The organism is Acinetobacter sp. YH12068_T, assembly GCF_024606005.1.
In the GTDB taxonomy this organism is placed as follows: Bacteria; Pseudomonadota; Gammaproteobacteria; order Pseudomonadales; family Moraxellaceae; genus Acinetobacter; species Acinetobacter amyesii.
This window is the reverse complement of the sequence record NZ_CP094555.1, coordinates 204,718-225,292: the sequence shown is the minus strand read 5'-3', so window position 1 is coordinate 225,292 and position 20,575 is coordinate 204,718. Positions and strand designations below refer to the sequence as shown.

Annotated in this window: 19 protein-coding genes; 6 read left to right on the top strand and 13 right to left on the bottom strand. The window is 41.2% G+C overall.

Going from position 1 to position 20,575, the window contains the following annotated elements; translation table 11 throughout:
* Positions 1-14: 14 nt before the first annotated feature.
* On the bottom strand, positions 15-353 hold the full coding sequence (gene glnK / locus MST18_RS01055; RefSeq protein WP_067763174.1) for a P-II family nitrogen regulator: 339 nt from the start codon (positions 351-353) through the stop codon (positions 15-17).
* Positions 354-631: 278 nt separating this feature from the next.
* Here glnK and MST18_RS01050 point away from each other — a divergent pair, with 278 nt between their 5' ends.
* Positions 632-859, top strand: coding sequence for an accessory factor UbiK family protein (locus MST18_RS01050; protein ID WP_078189551.1), 228 nt, complete (start codon positions 632-634; stop codon positions 857-859).
* A gap of 66 nt (positions 860-925) precedes the next feature.
* Positions 926-2,416, top strand: a complete 1,491-nt coding sequence (locus MST18_RS01045) for a YifB family Mg chelatase-like AAA ATPase (RefSeq protein WP_180133267.1) — start codon at positions 926-928, stop codon at positions 2,414-2,416.
* Between the two features lie 43 nt (positions 2,417-2,459).
* Here MST18_RS01045 and MST18_RS01040 read toward each other — a convergent pair whose 3' ends face one another.
* The gene (locus MST18_RS01040; protein WP_180127000.1) at positions 2,460-3,191 is read right to left on the bottom strand and encodes a TorF family putative porin; all 732 of its coding nucleotides are present in this window, start codon (positions 3,189-3,191) and stop codon (positions 2,460-2,462) included.
* A gap of 396 nt (positions 3,192-3,587) precedes the next feature.
* A complete protein-coding gene (locus MST18_RS01035) occupies positions 3,588-4,364 on the bottom strand; it encodes a TorF family putative porin (protein ID WP_180133268.1) in 777 nt (258 codons plus the stop codon).
* Positions 4,365-5,080: 716 nt separating this feature from the next.
* On the opposite strand from MST18_RS01035, the gene MST18_RS01030 reads away from it, so the two are divergent.
* The gene (locus MST18_RS01030) at positions 5,081-6,373 is read left to right on the top strand and encodes an OprD family outer membrane porin (RefSeq protein WP_180084509.1); all 1,293 of its coding nucleotides are present in this window, start codon (positions 5,081-5,083) and stop codon (positions 6,371-6,373) included.
* A 103-nt stretch (positions 6,374-6,476) separates the two neighbouring features.
* Here MST18_RS01030 and ppa read toward each other — a convergent pair whose 3' ends face one another.
* On the bottom strand, positions 6,477-7,013 hold the full coding sequence (gene ppa / locus MST18_RS01025) for an inorganic diphosphatase (RefSeq protein WP_078189469.1): 537 nt from the start codon (positions 7,011-7,013) through the stop codon (positions 6,477-6,479).
* A 115-nt stretch (positions 7,014-7,128) separates the two neighbouring features.
* Positions 7,129-7,527, bottom strand: coding sequence for an MAPEG family protein (locus tag MST18_RS01020; protein ID WP_180116065.1), 399 nt, complete (start codon positions 7,525-7,527; stop codon positions 7,129-7,131).
* A gap of 108 nt (positions 7,528-7,635) precedes the next feature.
* On the opposite strand from MST18_RS01020, the gene MST18_RS01015 reads away from it, so the two are divergent.
* Positions 7,636-8,025: a hypothetical protein gene (locus MST18_RS01015; protein ID WP_180133269.1), complete on the top strand. Its 390-nt coding sequence runs from the start codon at positions 7,636-7,638 to the stop codon at positions 8,023-8,025.
* 58 nt (positions 8,026-8,083) lie between these two features.
* Here MST18_RS01015 and MST18_RS01010 read toward each other — a convergent pair whose 3' ends face one another.
* The 6 genes from MST18_RS01010 to MST18_RS00985 all read right to left on the bottom strand — a co-directional run bounded on the left by MST18_RS01010 (position 8,084) and on the right by MST18_RS00985 (position 16,633).
* On the bottom strand, positions 8,084-9,763 hold the full coding sequence (locus tag MST18_RS01010) for a long-chain-fatty-acid--CoA ligase (RefSeq protein WP_180008091.1): 1,680 nt from the start codon (positions 9,761-9,763) through the stop codon (positions 8,084-8,086).
* Between the two features lie 149 nt (positions 9,764-9,912).
* Positions 9,913-12,132, bottom strand: coding sequence for a DNA topoisomerase IV subunit A (parC, locus tag MST18_RS01005; RefSeq protein WP_180133270.1), 2,220 nt, complete (start codon positions 12,130-12,132; stop codon positions 9,913-9,915).
* Between the two features lie 163 nt (positions 12,133-12,295).
* Entirely contained in the window at positions 12,296-13,615 is a 1,320-nt protein-coding gene (locus MST18_RS01000; protein ID WP_078189474.1) for an MFS transporter, read from the bottom strand.
* Between the two features lie 144 nt (positions 13,616-13,759).
* Positions 13,760-14,404: a trimeric intracellular cation channel family protein gene (locus MST18_RS00995; protein WP_078189475.1), complete on the bottom strand. Its 645-nt coding sequence runs from the start codon at positions 14,402-14,404 to the stop codon at positions 13,760-13,762.
* Between the two features lie 59 nt (positions 14,405-14,463).
* Positions 14,464-14,931, bottom strand: a complete 468-nt coding sequence (locus MST18_RS00990) for a YchJ family protein (protein ID WP_180133271.1) — start codon at positions 14,929-14,931, stop codon at positions 14,464-14,466.
* Positions 14,932-15,061: 130 nt separating this feature from the next.
* On the bottom strand, positions 15,062-16,633 hold the full coding sequence (locus MST18_RS00985; RefSeq protein ID WP_180133272.1) for a TerC family protein: 1,572 nt from the start codon (positions 16,631-16,633) through the stop codon (positions 15,062-15,064).
* 320 nt (positions 16,634-16,953) lie between these two features.
* Between MST18_RS00985 and MST18_RS00980 the strand changes: the two genes are divergently transcribed.
* Complete coding sequence (locus tag MST18_RS00980) at positions 16,954-17,574, top strand: TIGR00730 family Rossman fold protein (protein WP_078192607.1); 621 nt, start codon at positions 16,954-16,956, stop codon at positions 17,572-17,574.
* Positions 17,575-17,660: 86 nt separating this feature from the next.
* Here the strand turns inward: MST18_RS00980 and MST18_RS00975 are convergent, their stop codons facing one another.
* Positions 17,661-18,626 carry a hypothetical protein gene (locus tag MST18_RS00975; RefSeq protein WP_078189479.1) on the bottom strand — a complete coding sequence of 322 codons (966 nt, stop codon included), beginning with the start codon at positions 18,624-18,626 and terminating at the stop codon, positions 17,661-17,663.
* A gap of 156 nt (positions 18,627-18,782) precedes the next feature.
* Entirely contained in the window at positions 18,783-18,920 is a 138-nt protein-coding gene (locus MST18_RS00970; protein ID WP_180133273.1) for a hypothetical protein, read from the bottom strand.
* Between the two features lie 200 nt (positions 18,921-19,120).
* Between MST18_RS00970 and mdtD the strand changes: the two genes are divergently transcribed.
* Positions 19,121-20,512 carry a multidrug transporter subunit MdtD gene (gene mdtD / locus MST18_RS00965; protein ID WP_180133274.1) on the top strand — a complete coding sequence of 464 codons (1,392 nt, stop codon included), beginning with the start codon at positions 19,121-19,123 and terminating at the stop codon, positions 20,510-20,512.
* The last annotated feature ends 63 nt before the right edge of the window (positions 20,513-20,575 follow it).

Sequence of the window (20,575 nt, the reverse complement as noted above, 5' to 3'; positions counted from 1 at the left end):
TTCATGCCAATTTTTTAAACGGCATCTGCACCTGTTTCACCAGTACGGATACGGATGACTTGTTCCAGATTGCTTACAAAAATTTTACCGTCGCCAATTTTTCCTGTGCTTGCAACACGAGTAATTGATTCAATTACGGTATCGACCATTTCATCACTGATTGCGATTTCGATTTTTACTTTTGGTAAGAAATCAACCACATATTCAGCACCACGATAAAGTTCAGTGTGACCTTTCTGGCGACCGAAGCCTTTAACTTCAGTGACAGTGATCCCTTGAACACCATTTTCAGAGAGTGCTTCACGCACGTCATCTAATTTAAAAGGTTTTACAATTGCAGTTACGAGCTTCATGTTTTGTTTTCCTTCGGCTTATTTCACCTGTAAGGTTTTATGTTCAATTTTCATGCCAATATGACTACAGTCGGGGGAAAATAGTCAGCCCAGCATGAGATTTCTTTATAACCTATTTTATACGGATAATCTTGCGTATGCTTATAAAAATAGACGTTTTTACTAGAAGAATTACGATTTTACTGATCGATTAAACGCATATTTAAATGAAAGCACTATGGTCATGAATGTGGCGATGTTAAACTGCTGCCACCAATTCACTGAGGATGGTCCAAACAATGATTGAAACCTTATTACAAGCGATATTAGAACAAATCGATCAGCCGAAAAAAGACGTCGAACATAATCTTCGCAGCTTACTCAATGAAGCTGTGAGCAAAATGGATCTCGTGTCGAAAGAAGAAATCGAACGCCAACGTACTGCACTGAATAATGCCAATTTACGTTTAAATGAATTGTTGAAACACGTCGAAGAACTCGAACAAAAAATTCAGAACAAAAAATAAGCACCTTTTTAGTGCAACAAAAGACGCATAACGATTAAAAATAATGCACCATAACGGAACAATAATATGTCTTTTGCCAAAATCTATACTCGGGGTTTGCTCGGCTTAAATGCACCCCAAATTGAAGTTGAAGTCCATGTCAGCCAAGGTCTGCCTTCATTGACCATTGTTGGCCTACCTGAGGCCGCCGTCCGTGAAAGTAAAGACCGTGTCCGCTCTGCGATTATTAATAGCGGCTTTCAGTTCCCAACCAAACGTCTGACCATTAATCTTGCACCCGCAGATTTACCGAAAGATGGTTCACGTTTAGATCTCGCCATTGCTTTAGGGATTCTGATCGCGTCGGGACAACTTCCTGAAAATGCAGCAGATGGTTTTGAATTTATTGGAGAATTAGCACTTGATGGTTATTTACGACCTGTCAGTGGCATCTTAAGCATAGCCATTGCCTGTCAGCATATCGGGCATCATCTGATTCTACCGGCACTCAATGCCGATGAAGCGGCGCAACTGCCGGAGTTCCAAGTTTTTCCTGCACAGCATCTTAAGGATGTATGTGAACATTTGAGTCGTTCGGCCTTAATCAGTAGCCATCCCTCGACATCGTCAGCCAATCAACACAGTTACCCTTTTGATTTATCTGATGTGAAAGGTCAACTCAGACCACGTCGTGCTTTAGAAATTGCCGCGGCTGGCGGTCATTCTCTACTATTTCGGGGCCCACCAGGCACAGGCAAAACGCTACTCGCCTCGCGTTTACCCAGTATTCTGCCCCCCTTAGATATGCAAGAAAATTTGCAAGTCGCGAGTATTTATTCCATTGCAGGTGCAAATCATCATTTTGGGCAGCGTCCATTTCGTGCGCCACACCATACCGCATCTGCGATTGCCCTCGTCGGTGGAGGATCAAATCCTAAACCGGGTGAAATCACCTTGGCACATTTAGGAGTTTTATTTTTAGATGAGCTGCCTGAATTTGATCGAAAGGTGTTGGAGGTGTTACGGCAACCACTCGAATCCAAGGAAATTGTGATTTCACGGGCTTCTCGTCAAATCACCTTCCCTGCAAATTTTCAACTAATTGCGGCGATGAATCCTTGCCCATGTGGCTATGCCTTTAACCAAGACAGCCGCTGTCAATGTAGTGCTGAAAGTATTAAACGCTATCAAAACCGTATTTCAGGTCCATTATTAGATCGAATTGACTTACATATTGATGTCCCGCCACTGGCAGCGCATGAATTACAAAGTTCGCAAGAGGTTGAAAGTTCAAGTGCGGTTAGGCATCGTGTTATACAAGCTTATGCGTTACAAATAGAACGTCAGCAAAAATCCAATATGGCACTCACGCCGACGCAATTGGAACAACAAGCGGTTTTGGATGCTACTGCGCAGAATATTTTACAGTTAGCACAGCAACGAATGAATTTATCTGCGCGTGCTTATCATCGGGTATTACGTGTTGCCAGAACCATTGCCGACTTGGCTCAAAGTGAACACATTCAAGCTCAACACGTATCTGAAGCGCTGTCTTATCGAAGCCAACTCAATGCTTAAAAAAATGGCGACCCTAGGTCGCCATTTTTAATGCTTTTTAAAATTAGAATTCGTATTTCAAGCCAAATACGACTTTATTCTTTTGTTTTTCATCCAGACGGTCATAACCACCCACGATATAATCCATATTTACGCTCGCACCAGTGTCACCCAATGGATGACTTAAACCTGCTGTAAAATGACGGAAGCCAAAGTCTTCAGTGGTTTCTACAAATTCGTCATCATCACCATATGCATATAGGCCCAATGAAGTATTTAGCGTAAAATCTTTTGGCAATGCATAGCTGTAGCTACCTAAGATATACGTATCGCCCTTGTTACCCCAAGTCGTATTTTGCGTTAAGGTTTGCGCAGTTACGCTAAAGTCTTTGTAGTTCAATCCTAAAAGTGTTTCGAAACCATCTGAATCAACATCCGATTCATAGTAGTAATAATACGTACCACCGACGGTATAACCTAAATCTTCAGTAATTTTGCCGTTATAACCTGCATAAAAGTCATGTTCAAAAGAATCACGCCCTTCTTCACCAAGTGCATAATCTAAAGTTGAACCCCAGTAACCTGCATAGAAGCCTGACGCATGGCTATAGTCCAAACCACCTTGAATAGTTGCGCCGCTATTTTCAGGCACATTGGTAATACCACGTAAATTATAGCTAGACAGTACGCCGATATTTCCGGATACAGAATGCTCAGAAGCAGGTGCTTCAGCAAAAGTAAACATCGATGCTGTTCCTAGTACAGCGATTGATAAAGCTTTAAGTGCAAATTTCATGGTTTGTTCCCCCACATCGTGCGACGACGTATTTTTTGGTTATTTCATTGAACTCAATGAGGTATTAGCAAGCGCTGTGCCATGTTTAAAAATAAGCGCATATTTTTTTTATAAAAGTCACCATTTTGGTTTATAAAAAACCAATATATTACTGTTTTTATTTATTATTTTTTAATTATCCTATTTGGCCTTTTTTCTCTTTAATTTATTTTAGAATGCAGATTTTCATCTATTTAGATTATTTAAATCTTCAGGTTGATAGTTGTAACAGGATTTTAAAAATGCGCTTTTTTGAGTATATTTTTTCAACACCGATCTCAAAAATGCATAAAAAAAGTGCACAATCACCATTATGCACTTTCAAGAATATGACCAAATACAGTCAACTCGTTAATGTTAGAAAGAATAGGTCAATCCAACTACAACGTTATCGTCTAATTGCTCGCCTTCACGATCTTTACCGCCCCATACATAGTCAGCAGCAATTTCAAATCCAGTATCTGCAATCGGTTTACTCAAGCCCAAACGTGCTTCAGTAAACACCACATCTTCTGTGGTTGTTAATAGGCTGTCATCACGACTGTCATTAAAAACAGAAACACCAAGCGATGAATTTAATGAAACATCATAAGGTAATGCATAGCTATAAGCAGCATTCAGATATACATCGCCTGCGTTGCCATAATTAACATCAGACAACAATACAGCCATGCTTGCAGTTAAATCTTTATAACTTATGTCCTGAATAAATTCGACGCCTGTCGTGCGACGCTTTTCAGATCGGTCGTCGTTATAAACAGAACCTCCACCTTGATAGACATAAGCCATCACTTGTGACTTATAGCTCCAATCTTCATTCAGTTCACGTCCATATCCGACATAGAAATCATGTTCAAAACCATGCGACTGACTGTCGTCCGTAGGATCATAGTTGAGTGTAGAACCCCAATAGCCCGCGAACAGCCCACTGTTGTGTGCATATTCAAGTCCGGCTTGTAATGCCGCTTGATCATTTTCTTCACTCGCACGGTACACATATTTGTTTACCACGCCCAGACTTCCAGACCAATTCCCTTGTGCAGTTGTGGCTTGTTCAGTTTGTTCTGCAAATGCAGGGATTGTACCTAGGGTCACTAAAATACTTAAAATTGCTTTTTTATAAAATTGAATCATGTTTAGTCCCCACATCGGATCGATCGTGGATTGGGTTGAGTAAAATTTAGCGCCGATTTTAATCGATTTTACCGCCCTGTATATCCCCTTTTTTTCTTATTTTGATCAATTAAATCATTTAAAAACAAAGCTAAGATTATATAAAACAGTAAAAACCAAGCTTTTGATTCATAAAATATCTTTTATCTTGTTCTAGTCTTTAACAATGATTTAATGCATTCATTTATATGTATTTATCACGAATATTATCATCTTTTATTGAACTGTTTTTTTAAGGAAAAATTTCTGACGACTTCGCTAAAAGTCATTCTCTATTTACAAAAAACACGCCAACGGTGCTTACTGTGCCTGAACATAGATGCCATGCACCTCAACCATTGATATACTTTTTGATCAAAATACGAATTTAGATTCGGCACAATTTGTCGCAAAGAGTGATGATAAATCAGCAAGTTAAATGAAAGTTTTTACCATTTTTTATATTTTTTTATGATAAGCAATGAATAAACTTCTCTTTAGCTTAATATATATTCAATTTAAATAAACTATTTGTTAAACAACAATAACATACGAAACATTTGCTTATTACAGATTGATCAATGATCTGGCCATTTTCTAACTTTAGTGTAATAAGCGCATTAAAAATAGTGATTTTTTTAAGAAAAAATATACAATCGCACTACATATTAACCAAATTTGCATGAGGCTCTCTCCCAATGCTTAAAGCTCAACAACTAACACTTGCAGTATTAGTAAACGCTGCTCTTATTTCTACTGCTTTTGCTAGCGAACAAAGTGAATCTAAAGGCTTTGTGGAAGATGCCGAAGGCTCTGTATTGTTTCGTACAGGTTACATTAAGCGCGATAAGAAAAATGGTGTAGATGACACTAGCTCACTGGCACAAACTGCGATTGTGAAATTAGATTCAGGCTTCACTCAAGGTGTTGTTGGCTTTGGTGTAGGTGTTGTTGGTGATGGTTCATTTAAAATCGGTGACAACAACAATGCCGGCAACAACATGATTCCTCGTGAAACGTTGAATGGCAAAGAAAACTCTGGTGATACTTATGATCATTGGGCTCGTGGTGGCGCGAACGTAAAAGCACGTATTTCAAATACAACTGTGACTTATGGTACTCAAGTTCTAGATCTACCTGTACTTGCAAGTAACACAGCTCGTTTGGTTCCTGAATATTTTGAAGGTGTGTTAGCGACAAGCCGTGAAATTAATGGTTTAGAACTGACAGCTGGTAAATTCACTAAAAACCAATACTCAGACCAAATTGATACAGATGGTCGTAAATTAGACCGCGCAATTGTTTGGGGTGCTAAATACAAATTTAATGATCAGCTTAATGCGTCATACTACGGTTTAGACAGCAAAGAAGCGCTTGAGCGCCATTATGCAAATGTGAACTATACCTACCCATTAGCAAACAAAGATACATTAACTTTTGACTTTAGTGGTTACCATACAGAATGGGACAAAGAAGGTAGTACTTATTCACAAATCGTTGCAGATGACTCAGATCGTCAAAACTCGATTTGGGCGGTTTCAGGTACGTATAACACGGGTAACCATAACGTAATGTTGGCTTACCAACAAAACAGTGGCAACACTGGTTATGACTATGGCGAAAATGCTGATGGCGGTCAAAGTATCTACCTACCAAACTCTTATCTATCTGACTTCATCGGTAATGATGAAAAATCTGCTCAGGTTCAATACACATATAACTTTGCGGGTATGAATGTTCCTGGTTTAACTTGGACAACTGCATTTGTATATGGTTGGGACATCAAAGTTGCTGGCTTAACTGACGATGCACAAGAACGCGAATTCTTTAACCAAGTGAAATATACTGTTCAATCTGGTTTTGCCAAAGATGCAAGCTTACGTGTTCGTCACTCATACTACCGTGCTAGCGATGATTACCAAACAAATGCTTATATCGGTGATACAAACGAATGGCGTTTATTCTTAGACATTCCTGTGAAATTATTTTAATTTCGCAGCTACTCTAAGATAGCGAAAAAAAAACCTGCACAGTGTGCAGGTTTTTTTATGAGCATCGTTTTCATATAACAACGATGCTCAGCTTAAAACAATATTATTTGTTCGCAGCTTTGTAAGCTTCAATTGAGCTAAGTACTTCTTGTTTAGCAACATCAGCACCTTCCCAACCACTTAACTTAACCCATTTACCAGGCTCTAAGTCTTTGTAGTGTTGGAAGAAATGTTCAATTTGATTGATCAATAACGCAGGAAGATCTGTATATTCTTGAACATCTTTATAAAGCGGAGTCAATTTGTCGTGTGGAACAGCAACGAGTTTTGCGTCAACACCACCGTCATCTTCCATGTTCAATTTACCAACAGGACGGCAACGAATTACAGAACCTGGCTCTACTGGATGTGGAGTTACCACAAGTACGTCTAGTGGGTCACCATCCAAAGATAATGTATTTGGAACATAACCATAGTTCGCTGGGTAGAACATTGCAGTACCCATGAAACGGTCTACAAATAACGCATCAGAATCTTTATCGATTTCGTATTTGATTGGTGCTGCATTTGCAGGAATTTCAATAATGACATAGATGTCGTTTGGTGCATCTTTACCCGCTGGGATATTGCTGTAGCTCATAGCATCACTCTTTAAACAAAGTTAAATCTTTTAATCCGGCACAATTATAACGGTTTTATCGCTTTTTTTGTGATTTTAGCGATCATGCTGATAATTTAATCATCAAGCAGAACATTTAGCTTAATTTAATGACCAATAACATCAGGCAAATTGGGCATAACATCGACAAGGTCCAAATGATTGAACGTAAAGTTGCCCAATTGGCTAAATAACATAGCCCATAAATGACGCGTAAAACGAGATAGGCAATCCCAAAGGTCATGATGTATTGCTGATGAATCACCATGTATTCGGCCATTAGAATAGCCGCAATAAATAAAGGTAAACTTTCAAAACTATTTTGCTGCACTGCATGTGCGCGGCTCGCCACCCCTGTAGAGCGCGCTAAAACTTCACGTGGATTTTGATTATCACTCGACTTAAAACCTGCAGCTCGCTTCGCAATAAATGTAAATACATATGGCAGTAAACAAGCGGCCAAAATGAGATAGATGATCCCACTGATGCTGTGCATGTGTTTTTTCTCAGGAAGATTTTTATGGCTGCTATAATACCATGGCATTTCGTGAATAATTTTTGTTAAATATAGTGTTTTTATAATCGGCAGATGAAAGGATCCTCTATGAGCACTTCTGATCAAGATCAATTATTTGAAGTTCTTGAAGAGCAAAAACGCCATCAGCTTCGCGTCGATCGTGTTTTAAAAATCGTCATTCCTGTGACTGCATTTTTACTTGCTGTGATCTGCGCCAACTTAAATGTATGGTCGACTGTTTTCAGCTTTGTCATCATGTGGATTGCATTCTATGCAGTTTCTATCAAGCAACTTCCCCTTTGGCATTGGATCATTGTCATTGCCCTATATTGTTTAGTCGACAATATTTTAACCTATGGCAGCTATAACCAATCTGGCTTTAGTCGTCAGTTCGGTGCGATGTTTATTTTCTTAGGTGTTTTTGGAGTAGGACGTCGCTACTTTGATCGCTGGTCGATGAATAAAGGTAAGCTTTAATGCTCTAAATTTAAAGCGATAAAAAAAGCGCCCGAAGGCGCTTTTTTTATGCATTATATTATGCTGTTTTACGCAAATCTTTACGTAGAATCTTACCAACATTCGATTTTGGTAATTCATCCATAAATTCAACATAACGTGGGCGTTTATAGCCAGTTAAGTTTTCTTTTGCGAATGCCAAAACTTCTTCAGTCGTTAAAGATGGATCTTTTTTCACAACGAATAATTTAGGTACTTCACCTGATTTTTCATCAGGAACACCAATCGCAGCAACTTCTAGTACTTTTGGATGTTTTGCAACAACTTCTTCAATTTCAGAAGGATAAACGTTAAAACCCGATACCAAAATCATGTCTTTTTTACGGTCTACAATCTTCACATAACCGCGTGGATCCATGACACCAATGTCACCAGTACGGAAGAAACCGTCCGCCGTCATTACTTTGGCAGTTTCATCTGGACGGTTCCAATAGCCTTTCATGACTTGAGGACCACGAATCGAAATTTCACCTTGCTCACCTTGAGCAACTTCATTGCCATCATCATCTAAAATAGCAACTTCAGTCAGTGGCAATGGAATACCAATCGTACCGCTGAATTCCATCGATGCTGGAGGGTTTGCAGTTGCAACAGGTGAAGTTTCTGATAAGCCATAACCTTCGATGATATTGGTACCGGTAACTTTCTTCCACGCTTCTGCAGTCGAAGGAAGTACTGCCATACCACCACCCATCGCCATTTTTAGCTTGCTGTGGTCAAGTTGCTTGAACTCTTCATTGTTCACCAAAGCATTAAACAAAGTGTTCACTGCTGGAAAGAATGAAGGTTGGTATTTACGTAATTCTTTCATTACCGCAGGTAGGTCACGCGGGTTAGGAATCAATACGTTCGCCTGACCTTTGTACATGCCGTAAAGTGCACACACCATAAATGCAAAGATGTGATACAGCGGTAATGCACAGAAGATACGATCATCTGGCTGACCATCTTGCTGACCAAATTTACTTTGGAAAATACCATCACACTGCAACATGTTTGACACAAGGTTACGATGTGTCAATTCTGCGCCTTTAGATACGCCAGTTGTACCACCAGTATATTGAAGTACTGCAGTATCACTTAAAGTTAGGTTTGGACGCTTGTAATTATTTGCACTCACTTTAGACATTGCTGCATTAAAGCGAATATGACCTGGAATGTTCCAAGCTGGAATTTGTTTACGTACTGAACGTAATACAAAGTTAACCAATGTGCCTTTCAGCGTACCAAGCATGTCACCCACAGATGCCACGATCACGTGTTTTACTGGGGTTTTACCAATAATCGCTTGGTAAACAGATGCAAAGTTTTCAATAATAACAAGAGCTTCTGTTCCAGAGTCATTCAATTGATGCTCAAGCTCACGAGAGGTATACAGTGGATTCACGTTGACCAATACCAGGCCAGCACGGAATACACCTAATGCAACAACAGGATATTGAAGAACGTTCGGCATCATGACTGCAACGCGTGAACCTTTAGCCAAACCTAAGCTTTGCAAATAGGTTGCAAATTTACGGCTTGCTTCATCAAGTTCTTTAAAAGTTAAGACTTTATCCATGAAGATAAAGGCATCTCTTGAGCCAAACTTCTGAAAATTACGCTCAAAAATATCGACCAATGAGGTATTTTCTGCGGGTAATTCTACAGTTTCTGGAATCCCTGTCTTTTGGTATTCAGCGAACCAAATCTTTTCCATAACGCCCAATTCTCCTGTCGTAATCCTTAATAATCCAACTGTTTTTTTTCAATATTAAGCGGTCATTATTTAACTTGTTTGTGCTTAATATTGCATCCATTTCACGAATAACAGCATATATAACGTATTTCGTTCCATGGATGCTAGTATTATCTTTGAATGAACAGTTTATTTGCTTTTTGATATCCACGTGGTAACAACACGCCTTTCGATGCACGTTTGCCCACATATTTTTGCAGATCGTCGCCTTTAAGCTTTAATTGTTGATTTCCTGCAAGCACTTGAATTATTTCATCTAAATTCAAAGTTGTCATGGATACAATTTGATCTTTCGCCTCAAGTTGTATCAATTTATTACCTTTACCCTTATTCAATACTGGTAATTCATCAAGTTCAACCAACAGCAAACGACCCGCAGAACTGAGGAGTGCAAGATGTGTTGCATTCTCAATCGCCGTTAAATTCATGACCGCCGCGCCTTCAGATAAACTAAGGAAGGCTTTACCCGCTTTTGCATTGGTATCGAGGTTTTTGGCTTGGGTTTTAAAGCCATAGCCTTTACTACTCATCGCCAAGACTTCTGTTTCATCTTCGGCAATAAACACTTGTTTAAAGCCGACACCACTTGCAGGTGCAAGTTTAGAACTCAGAGGCTCACCTAAACCACGCGCGGATGGCAAGGTATTGATGCCCAAAGCATAGCTTCGACCGGCATCATCTAATACATACACACGTTGATTCGATTTACCTTGCGCATGGCTGAGATATTGGTCACCTGCACGGAAATTTAAGTTCTCAGCATCGACTTCATGACCTTTCGCCGAGCGAATCCAACCCGCTTCAGACAACACCACAGTCACAGGATCTGCAGGAAGCATATCTTGTTCATTAATCGCATGGGCTTCTGCACGCTTCACAATTGGAGAACGGCGGTCATCACCAAATTTCTTCGCATCTTCTTTAAGTTCATTAATGATCAATGCTTTTAATGACTCAGGGTTCGCCAATTGTTCACGAATAATGGCAGCTTTGGCTTCCAATTCTTCTTGTTCGCGGCGCATTTCCATTTCTTCAAGTTTTGCCAAATGACGTAACTTGAGTTCTAAAATCGCTTCGGCTTGAATTTCATCGATATTAAAATGCGTCATTAACACCGGTTTAGGCTGATCTTCTTCACGAATAATACGAATTACTTCATCAATATTCAGATAGGCAATGATCAAGCCTGCAAGTATATGTAACCGTTTTTCAATTTTATTCAGATGATAAGTCAAACGACGTGTCACGGTATTCTTACGGATTTCGATCCATTCCAACAAAATACGGCGGATCGATTTCACTTGCGGACGACCGTCAGCGCCAATCATGTTCATATTGACACGATAGCTCGACTCTAAGTCAGTGGTTGCAAATAGATGACTCATCACCGATTCAGCATCAATACGGTTTGAGCGCAGGACAATCACTAAACGTGTTGGGTTTTTATGATCTGACTCATCACGTAAATCCGTGACCAATGGCAACTTCTTCGCCTGCATTTGATCTGCAATCTGCGTGATCACTTTTGAACCTGAAACCTGATACGGCAGCTCCGTAATCACGATTTCATTTTTCTCAATGCTGTACACCGCACGAGTTCGATAACTACCGCGACCCGTGGTTTGAATTTTAAGTAATTCTTCTGGAGAACTAATAATTTCCGCACGTGTAGGCAAATCAGGTGCAGGAATATATTCTGCGACTTTTTCATCGGTTAAATTAGGATTGCGAATTAAGGCGATGGTACCCTTCACCACTTCACGTAAGTTGTGCGGTGGAATATCGGTTGCCATACCCACTGCAATACCCGTTGTGCCGTTGAGTAAAATATTTGGAACACGTGCCGGTAAATTCACTGGCTCTTTCATCGAACCATCAAAGTTATCCTGCCAATCACAGGTTCCTTGTCCTAACTCAGACAATAATAAATCACTATAAGCAGACAGTTTTGCTTCGGTATATCGCATCGCTGCGAAGGATTTCGGATCATCTGGTGAGCCCCAGTTTCCCTGACCTTCAATAAATGGATAGCGATAACTAAACGGCTGCGCCATGAGGACCATGGCTTCATAACAAGCTGAGTCACCGTGAGGATGGTATTTACCCAGTACATCACCAACCGTACGTGCAGATTTTTTTGGCTTACCCGTTGGCTTTAACCCGAGTTCACTCATCGCATAGACGATACGACGCTGAACGGGTTTTAGACCATCACTGATATGTGGCAATGCACGATCCATAATCACGTACATGGCGTAGTTGAGATATGCTTGTTCGGTAAATTCTGCTACGGAACGGTTTTCTGTCGCATGATGCGCAAGGCTTGTCATAACAACCTGTAATCCTAAATTGTTCGTTCTTTATTGGGTTCTTATGCTATGTCGCAGGTGTCCCCTATACAAGGGGATGATCTAACACTCTGCGACAAATTGTGTCTTATGGCGTAAAAATATCCATTTTATTCACCATGATCAACTAAAAATTCAACAGTCTTTATAGACCGATGGATTCTAAAGTTTTGCCCTTGGTTTCTTCACCTAAAACCAAAATCACCACGGCAACGGCAATTAAGACTGCAGTAAACATCATAAATACATAGCTAAAACCATGATCCATATCCATCATATGTGTCACAGCAAAAGGCGCGGCAATGCCCCCGATCCGACCAATGGCACCCGCCCAGCCCGAACCAAAGGCACGAATATTGGCCGGATATTGTTCTGGTGTATAGGTATAAAGTACGCCCCAAGCACCGAGATTAAAGAAGGACATTAAACAGCCCCAAATCACAATCTCTGTCACACTGCCAGACTGACCGAAGAAATATGCCGAAATTGCACACATCCCAATGAAGCCCGCCAACGTAGCTTTACGACCTAATTTTTCGACCAACCATGCAGCTGCAATATAACCCGGTAATTGTGCCAAAATCATGACCAAAACATATTCAAAGGATTGAACAATGGTGTAGCCTTCTTTGACCAATAAACTTGGTAACCATGTAAAAATACCGTAATAAGAAAAAACGATACCGAACCAAATGAGCCACAGCATTAAAGTACGACGTGCAAAAATCCCTGACCACAACTGTGAAAAACTGATATTGTGCTTTTCTGCAACTGGTTTGACTTCAAAGATTTCAACAACTTCTACACCACATTTGGCTTCAATCTTTTTCACCAATGCGTGTGCTTCATCAAAACGTCCACGGTTAATTAAATAAGGCACCGATTCGGGCACCATTTTCCAAATCACGATCGCATATAAAGCAGGAATACCGCCAATCAGGAAAGCCGCATGCCAACCAAAATCCGGAATAATAAAGCGTGATACCAATGCAGCAACCAACCAGCCCAGCCCCCAAAAACTTTCTAGTAAGACAATAAAACGTCCACGTACATGCGCTGGAATATATTCACTGACCAAAGTCACCGCGACTGGGAGTTGCCCACCTAAACCTAGGCCGACAATAAAACGAAATACCAACAACCAAGTTAGATTAGGTGCAAACGCACATGCAGCGGTGGCTAAGCTATAAATCACCAATGTCCATGCAAACACTGTTTTTCGGCCGAAGCGATCTGCCAGTCCTCCAGAAAACACCGCGCCAATCGCCATCCCAACAAAACCAATCGAGACCACCCAACTTTTATCATTTGGCGTCATGGCCCAATCTTCAGCCATTTTCGCTAAGATAAAGGAAATGAGTCCCGTATCCATGGCATCAAACATCCAGCCAAGGCCAATAACCCAAAGTAAAGTGTAGTGAAACTTACCGATGGGTAAGCGTTGTATACGTGAGACTAAGTCCATAACAAGATCTCTGAACTGGTGGAAGGATGAACACTGCTTTCCCAACAGGATGTATGATTTTGCGTTTTTTAGTATAGATCCATGCAAAAGACCGACCATTGATCCGTCTTTTTAGCATTTTAATGTGATGTTATGGCAACGCGGTTACGACAAATCTTTTGAAGATACTGACTGATCATCATCATCTTTATAAATAAATTTAGGCATTTCTAAGCCAAAGTAAATGGCGATCAGACGTAAGGTGAAACCGAAAATGAGCGTCGCAATGACGGTCAATTCTAGCGATAAGCCAATCTCAATGCAGAGCCAATAACAAATCACGGACACAAAAGAAATACTGGCATAAAGTTCACGACGGAACACCAGCGGCACATCGTTACATAGAATATCTCGTAGAATACCGCCAGAAACACCTGTTAGCACTCCTGCTACTGCAGAGACGACAAAACCATGGCCCATTTCTAAAGCAATTTGACAGCCAATAATGGTAAAACCTATGAGACCAAGGGCATCGAGAACCAAGAAGATATTACGAAGATGACGCATCCACTTCGCAATCAGGATGGTGACAAATGCAGCAAAGCAGGTCAGCATGAGATATTCAGGATGCTTAACCCACGTCAGTGGATAATGCCCAAGTAGCACATCACGAACCGAACCGCCCCCCAGTGCCGTGACACAGGCAATCAATGTTACCCCAAACCAGTCCATACTCCGCCGACCCGCAGACAATGCACCTGTCATTGCTTCTGCCGTGATTGCGATAATATAAATAACGGTAAGTAACATCGCCCTTCTTCCACTGAGGGTTGAGATGCGCGCTATTCTAAGCTAAATCTGCTCAAATGTTATAAAAATTGCGCACAACATTGTTTAAATTTTCGTCCAGAACCACAAATACACGGCTGCTTCATGGTGATTTTCATCTCTGTGGTCGGATCAAGGAAATACCAGCGCTGCTCGAACTTCACAAAGTGTGAAATTTCATGATGTACTTGCGCTTGCTGCCCATCGTGATAATGCGCTTTAAATTCAACTTGAGCATGGTTTTTATCGAGTTTTTCTTGGGCTTGTACAACTTCAAGTTTTAACCACTGATTGGCCTGACTCCACGCTGCAATGGCACTCACATCCAAGGCTTGCTGCTGTCCAATTGCAGTTGTTTGTACAATATAATCAATCTCATGTTGTGCAAATGCACTATAACGTGAACGCATCAATTGCTCTGCAGTTTGTGCATTTTCACGCCCCGCATGTAAGGGCTGACAACAGCTAGCATACTCACCTTTGCCACATGGACACTGGACTTGTGACATATTTGTTTCCATAAAAAATAGCCTGACAATGCAGGCTATTTTAACGGATCTTTCCACACAATTTTCATCAGCAGTATGTTAATCAATATTGATCTATATAGATTAAGCTGAATGTTCTCTTGGCCTCAGCTTAATCTTCAGTTGGCATGGGAATGACATGCACTTTTTCGATCTTATGGCCATCCATTGTGACCACTTCAAAGATGTGTTCATCCGCTTTGAGTTTTTCACCATTGGCTGGTAAACGGCCCAAATGAAATAAGATATATCCGGACAATGTCGAATACTGTTCAGCATCATCCACCAAGTCACGACCTAACAATAAAGACACGTGGCGAATATCGGTTGAGCCATCGAGTAACAATGAACCATCATCGAGGCTTTCTGCTGCCGTCTCTGGTTCATCTTCATCAGGGAACTCACCAGCAATCGCTTCTAAGACATCAATCGGTGTTGCAATCCCTTCAATTGAACCGTATTCGTTCAAGACCAAAGCCATTTGCAACGGTGCTTGACGTAGCTGTTCCATCACCATCAAGACTTGTGCATTTTCATGCACCACCACAGGCTCACGGAGATGTTTTTCGAAATCGAGTACGCCTGTTTCAATATAGTCATTCATGACTTTATGAGTCAGTACCGCACCCGCGATATTGTCTAACTCACCATGGGCCACAATTAAACGTGAATGCGTGGTACTGAGTAATTGAGCACGAATCGCCTCAGGTTCTTCATCTAAATCAATCCATTCCAGTTCAGGACGAGGTGTCATCACGGACTTTACTGGACGCTCAGATAAACCCAGTACCCCTTGTACCATGACACTGTGGTAAACCCCGTTGTCTTCATCAAAGACTTCATCAGCAAAAGCACGTGTTGCAAGCACATCTTCATTTTCATTTTGATTGTCTGCAACATTTTTCCCACCGAGCATACGCATCACAGCTGAGGCTGTGCGATAACGTAAGTCTGTGGTTGTGACCATTTTTTCCTGATTATGACGCATGGTTTGGTTCAAGAACTCAATCATGACAGAGAAACCAATGGCCGCGTATAAGTAACCTTTTGGAATATGGAAACCAAAGCCTTCGACCAAGAGCGAGAAACCGATCATCATTAAGAAGCACAGGCACAGAATCACCACCGTTGGGTGACGGTTCACGAAGTTCATCAGTGGTTTAGATGCCCACAGCATAATGCCGACAGCAATAATGACCGCAATCATCATGACAGAAAGGTGTTTCACCATCCCGACAGCGGTAATCACGCTATCGAGCGAGAACACGGCATCGAGCACCACAATCTGCACAATCACCATCCAAAACGTCGCATGCACAGGATTTTCTTCCTTTAGCATAGGCTTGTTTTCAAGACGTTCACGCAGTTCCATGGTGCCTTTAAATAGCAAGAACACCCCACCAAACAGTAAAATTAGATCTCGACCGGAAAATGGATGGTCGAAAATATGGAACAGTGGGTTGGTTAGAGTCACCACCCATGCAATCGAGGCCAGTAAGATCAATCGCATACACAGTGCAAGCAATAAGCCGACAATCCGTGCAGTATTACGCTGTTCTGGCGGTAATTTTTCCGCAAGAATCGCAATAAAAACCAGGTTATCGATACCTAAAACAATCTCAAGCACCACCAGTGTCAATAAACCCACCCATGCAGATGGGTCGGACATCCATTCAAAGATCATAATTGTATCTCCTGAATGTTATTCACACGTGGATCATGCTGATTTGAAGATGAAATGCATTGGACATGCGCAAACGCTTTTAATGGCGTTCTTTCTAATATTTTGATGTGTGCTGAGTGACAACAACCACTACCCATGACGGTTCTTTAGCTTAAAATGAAGTTTCAAGTATAGCAAGTTAAGGTAAAAATTCACCCTTTTTTACCAAAGTACAATCTCAGTATGGAAGAATTTAAACCCAATGATGACATTAAATTGTCATATTTAGCTGCCAATGTAGTGTCATAAAAAATAACATGCTAAGGTAAAATTAAAACGTAATGAATAGCGGATTAAAAATGACAGAAAAACGTGGTAATCCTTCTCCTGCTACAACACAACCTTTAATCGCACTGTATTGCGGCTCCCGCTCTGGTAACAATCCAATTTATCAAGAAAAAGCCATCGCATTAGCGCAAGGCTTGGCTGAACATGGTTTTGGTCTGGTCTATGGTGGCGCCAGTATTGGCCTGATGGGTCAAGTCGCTGACGCTGTGGTCGATCATGGCGGCGAAGCCGTGGGTGTGATTCCTGAGTTTATGTTGGATTATGAAATTGCACATAATCATTTGACTGAACTACACGTCGTGCGCAGTATGCATGAGCGTAAAGCCATGATGGCAGAACGTGCAAGTGCCTTTGTTGCTCTGCCCGGTGGTCTCGGTACATTCGAAGAAATTTTAGAAATCGCCACTTGGGGACAGTTGAATCAACACCAAAAACCGATGATGCTTTATAACGTCAATGGCTTCTATGATGCACTAATTGCACAATTAGACCATGCGGTCGCTGAAGGTTTCTTGCCGCCGCAGCATCGTGCCAAACTGATCGTATGTAATTCTTCGAAGCAGATCTTTAGCGCACTGAAAAATTTAGATTGCCCGAAAAATTTCGTGGTCTAACTGTATTTTAGATGTCAAAAAGGGGAATAAAGTATTCCCCTTTTTTTATTGCTCGATGTCCTACTTCAAATCAAGATCGTGCCGACTTAACCTGACACCACACGATAGAACCATGGCAATGTTGTTGCTAAGAAAATACTCATCAATAAACCAAGCATCAATTTCATCGCATCTTTGCTGACATTTCGTGAAGTTCGATATTTATTCACTTCATGTAAATGCATGGACATGGCAAATTCACGTCCTGCGAGTAAGCCCAAGAACACCCAAGTGGTACTCATTGGAATATTACTCCACTCTTTGAACACCAATAAAATCAAGGCATACATAAAGTCGATAATGGTTGCCGAGCGGATATCAGCCACACCCGTTTTGGTGTCGATAATGCCCTGAATCGCCCCGCCACGTTGGTACAAAATGATCCCAAGCAGTACGATAAACACCACAATTGCAAAAATCAGGAACTCCAGCGGCACCTGACGAGGGACGTAGACAAAAATATTGGCCAAATCCTGAATCAGCCACTGACTCCATAAAAATGCCGTCGAAACCCACTGTAATCCCACCCAAATATTCGAGGGGGTTTCATCACGTGTTTTACTGAAATAAACCGAGATGCCTTTAATCACAAAACGATAAACAATAATCGCGACAACAAAAGCTACCGCATAACCCATCATGGACTTGGTTAACATCGACCCGAGACTACTCGGAGAAAAAATCGTTAACACTAAGAATGTGGTGCTGACTGGGATTCCGTAGCGAGTCAAAATGATCAGTAAGATCGGTGGTACAATATAGAGCCACGTTACCCCTTCTGCGGGAAATGGAATCGTTTCTAAACGACCATAAGATGCATCCCCCACGCCAGAACTGTACCAACCATAAACCAATACAATGGCTAGAATACTGCTGACATAGATCCACAACAGCCACCAAGGGCGATGCGCATTGGATGAAATAAAGGTTCCCAATGTCTGTGGCACATCATTACCGACAATAGAATAGGCCGCGAGACAGAAGCCTATGACCATCAGAATTTCGATTGTCATGAAAACAAAACACCTTTGCCATAAAGAAAAAGCCCTCCAATAAATGAAGGACTTGAGCGCATTATGACAGTTTATCTGGCGTTCATACAATTTTGTGCCGTGCTTTTCTCGACATTAAAATAAAAATTTTAGATAAAACAACAATTTAAAATTAAATTATTTCAATTTAATCTGATAAACCGCAGAGCTACCGTTCACTTCATTTCCAACCACCAACAAAGGTTGAGCATTGGGCGAATCTTTGGCGGCAATAAAAATCAGACCTTCAGGTCCCACATCGCCTTGTTTAACCACATCAGTGCCGAAACTTGTAGTTTCATGTTTTCATTCGTCTTTTATTTCAATATGACCAAGTTATAAACATTAGGTTGCATAGAGATGAAACTTTCATTGCATTTTTCTTGCAATTTTTTGGCTCAATTATGCAAAGCTTTTACTACATCCAAATGGCAATATTCATTTAAACTGTTTAAAAATCTCAGCTTTATTGACTTATGAATAGCACGCCAACGCATCAGGCTTTACAACCCGAATTTAGACTTCTAGTGCTGTTGGTCTCTATTGGCTTTTTTATGCAAGGCCTGGATACGACCATCGTCAATACCGCAATCCCAGCGATGGCAAGAAGTTTGGGCGAAGACCCGCTTCAAATGCATAGTGTGGTCGTGGCCTATGTCTTGTCTGTCGCAGCGTGTATTCCCTTAAGTGGTTGGTTGGCCGATCGTTTTGGTGTACGAAATACCTATTTCACAGCCATTATTATTTTTACATTAGCATCATTAGGCTGCGGTATGGCCAATAGCCTGAATGAGCTGCTGGTTTATCGGGTAATTCAGGGCATAGGTGGCGCATTACTGCTACCTGTTGGGCGTTTGGCAATGCTCAAAGTAATTCCTCGGACACAGTTTTTATCGGCCATGAGTCTGATGAGCCTTGCTGGTTTAATGGGGCCCTTAATTGGTCCTACCCTTGGTGGTTGGATGGTGGAAATCGCAACATGGCATTGGATCTTTTTAATAAACATTCCAATGGGACTGCTAGGGGTACTTATTACCTTTAAAGCCATGCCCAATGTGACCGAACCGAGCGTACAACGCTTCGACTTGATGGGTTTTTTCTTATTGGTCGTCGCCATGGTGGGTTTATCATTAGGCATTGAAAACTTTGCCAGCCCGCATCTGCCGCTATGGTGGAGCCTACTTTTGGTCGCTGCGGGGATTATCGCCAGTTTAATCTATGCCTTTCATGCACATACCCATGCCAATGCGCTGTTTCGCAGTAAATTATTTCAAAATCGGATCTATGCCATTAGCATTATCGGCAACTTCTTTGCCCGCCTTGCCGGCAATGCCATGCCATTTTTGATTCCCTTAATGCTGCAAGTGGCTTTTGGCTTTGAGCCTTTTATCACAGGTTTATTGATGATACCGACAGTACTCGGTTCATTGGCATCAAAACCGATTATTCGTCAAATTATTCAACGCTTTGGCTATCGTAAAGTGTTATTGGTAAATACTTTCTTGGTCGGTGCCTGTATTTGCAGTTTTGCACTCTCTACGGCTGAAACCCCCACTTGGTTACGTGCCTTACACTTTTTTATTTTTGGTATTTTAAACTCGCTGCAATTCGTTTCGATGAATACCTTAACCCTCAAAGATTTACCCCAACAAGATGCCAGCAGTGGCAACAGTTTCTTGTCGATGATTATGATGGTTTCGATGAGTATCGGTGTGGCTTTGGCAGGGACTTTAGTCAACGTGTTTACGGCCTATTATGGTCCTGCACAAATCGAAACAGCATTCCATAGCACCTTGATTTTACTCGGCTGCATTAACCTGATTACCGCAGCGATTTTTTGGCAGATTCCTAAACATGTGGATGTCTAAACCTGTGTCATCGGGCAAATCTATGACAGATCAACCTTTAAAGGGTTATGATAAAAGGGATAC

Bases quoted from the DNA above. Each gene is read 5' to 3' on its own strand.
- MST18_RS01000 (WP_078189474.1), bottom strand. From the start codon at position 13,615: ATGGACTTAGTCTCACGTATACAACGCTTACCCATCGGTAAGTTTCAC.
- ppa (WP_078189469.1), bottom strand. From the start codon at position 7,013: ATGAGCTACAGCAATATCCCAGCGGGTAAAGATGCACCAAACGACATC.
- MST18_RS01040 (WP_180127000.1), bottom strand. From the start codon at position 3,191: ATGAAATTTGCACTTAAAGCTTTATCAATCGCTGTACTAGGAACAGCA.
- MST18_RS01045 (WP_180133267.1), top strand. From the start codon at position 926: ATGTCTTTTGCCAAAATCTATACTCGGGGTTTGCTCGGCTTAAATGCA.
- MST18_RS00975 (WP_078189479.1), bottom strand. From the start codon at position 18,626: ATGACAATCGAAATTCTGATGGTCATAGGCTTCTGTCTCGCGGCCTAT.
- glnK (WP_067763174.1), bottom strand. From the start codon at position 353: ATGAAGCTCGTAACTGCAATTGTAAAACCTTTTAAATTAGATGACGTG.
- MST18_RS01015 (WP_180133269.1), top strand. From the start codon at position 7,636: ATGAGCACTTCTGATCAAGATCAATTATTTGAAGTTCTTGAAGAGCAA.
- MST18_RS00980 (WP_078192607.1), top strand. From the start codon at position 16,954: ATGAATAGCGGATTAAAAATGACAGAAAAACGTGGTAATCCTTCTCCT.
- MST18_RS00990 (WP_180133271.1), bottom strand. From the start codon at position 14,931: ATGTCACAAGTCCAGTGTCCATGTGGCAAAGGTGAGTATGCTAGCTGT.
- MST18_RS01050 (WP_078189551.1), top strand. From the start codon at position 632: ATGATTGAAACCTTATTACAAGCGATATTAGAACAAATCGATCAGCCG.
- MST18_RS01010 (WP_180008091.1), bottom strand. From the start codon at position 9,763: ATGGAAAAGATTTGGTTCGCTGAATACCAAAAGACAGGGATTCCAGAA.
- MST18_RS01020 (WP_180116065.1), bottom strand. From the start codon at position 7,527: ATGCACAGCATCAGTGGGATCATCTATCTCATTTTGGCCGCTTGTTTA.
- MST18_RS01035 (WP_180133268.1), bottom strand. From the start codon at position 4,364: ATGATTCAATTTTATAAAAAAGCAATTTTAAGTATTTTAGTGACCCTA.
- MST18_RS01030 (WP_180084509.1), top strand. From the start codon at position 5,081: ATGCTTAAAGCTCAACAACTAACACTTGCAGTATTAGTAAACGCTGCT.
- mdtD (WP_180133274.1), top strand. From the start codon at position 19,121: ATGAATAGCACGCCAACGCATCAGGCTTTACAACCCGAATTTAGACTT.
- MST18_RS00995 (WP_078189475.1), bottom strand. From the start codon at position 14,404: ATGTTACTTACCGTTATTTATATTATCGCAATCACGGCAGAAGCAATG.
- MST18_RS00985 (WP_180133272.1), bottom strand. From the start codon at position 16,633: ATGATCTTTGAATGGATGTCCGACCCATCTGCATGGGTGGGTTTATTG.
- parC (WP_180133270.1), bottom strand. From the start codon at position 12,132: ATGACAAGCCTTGCGCATCATGCGACAGAAAACCGTTCCGTAGCAGAA.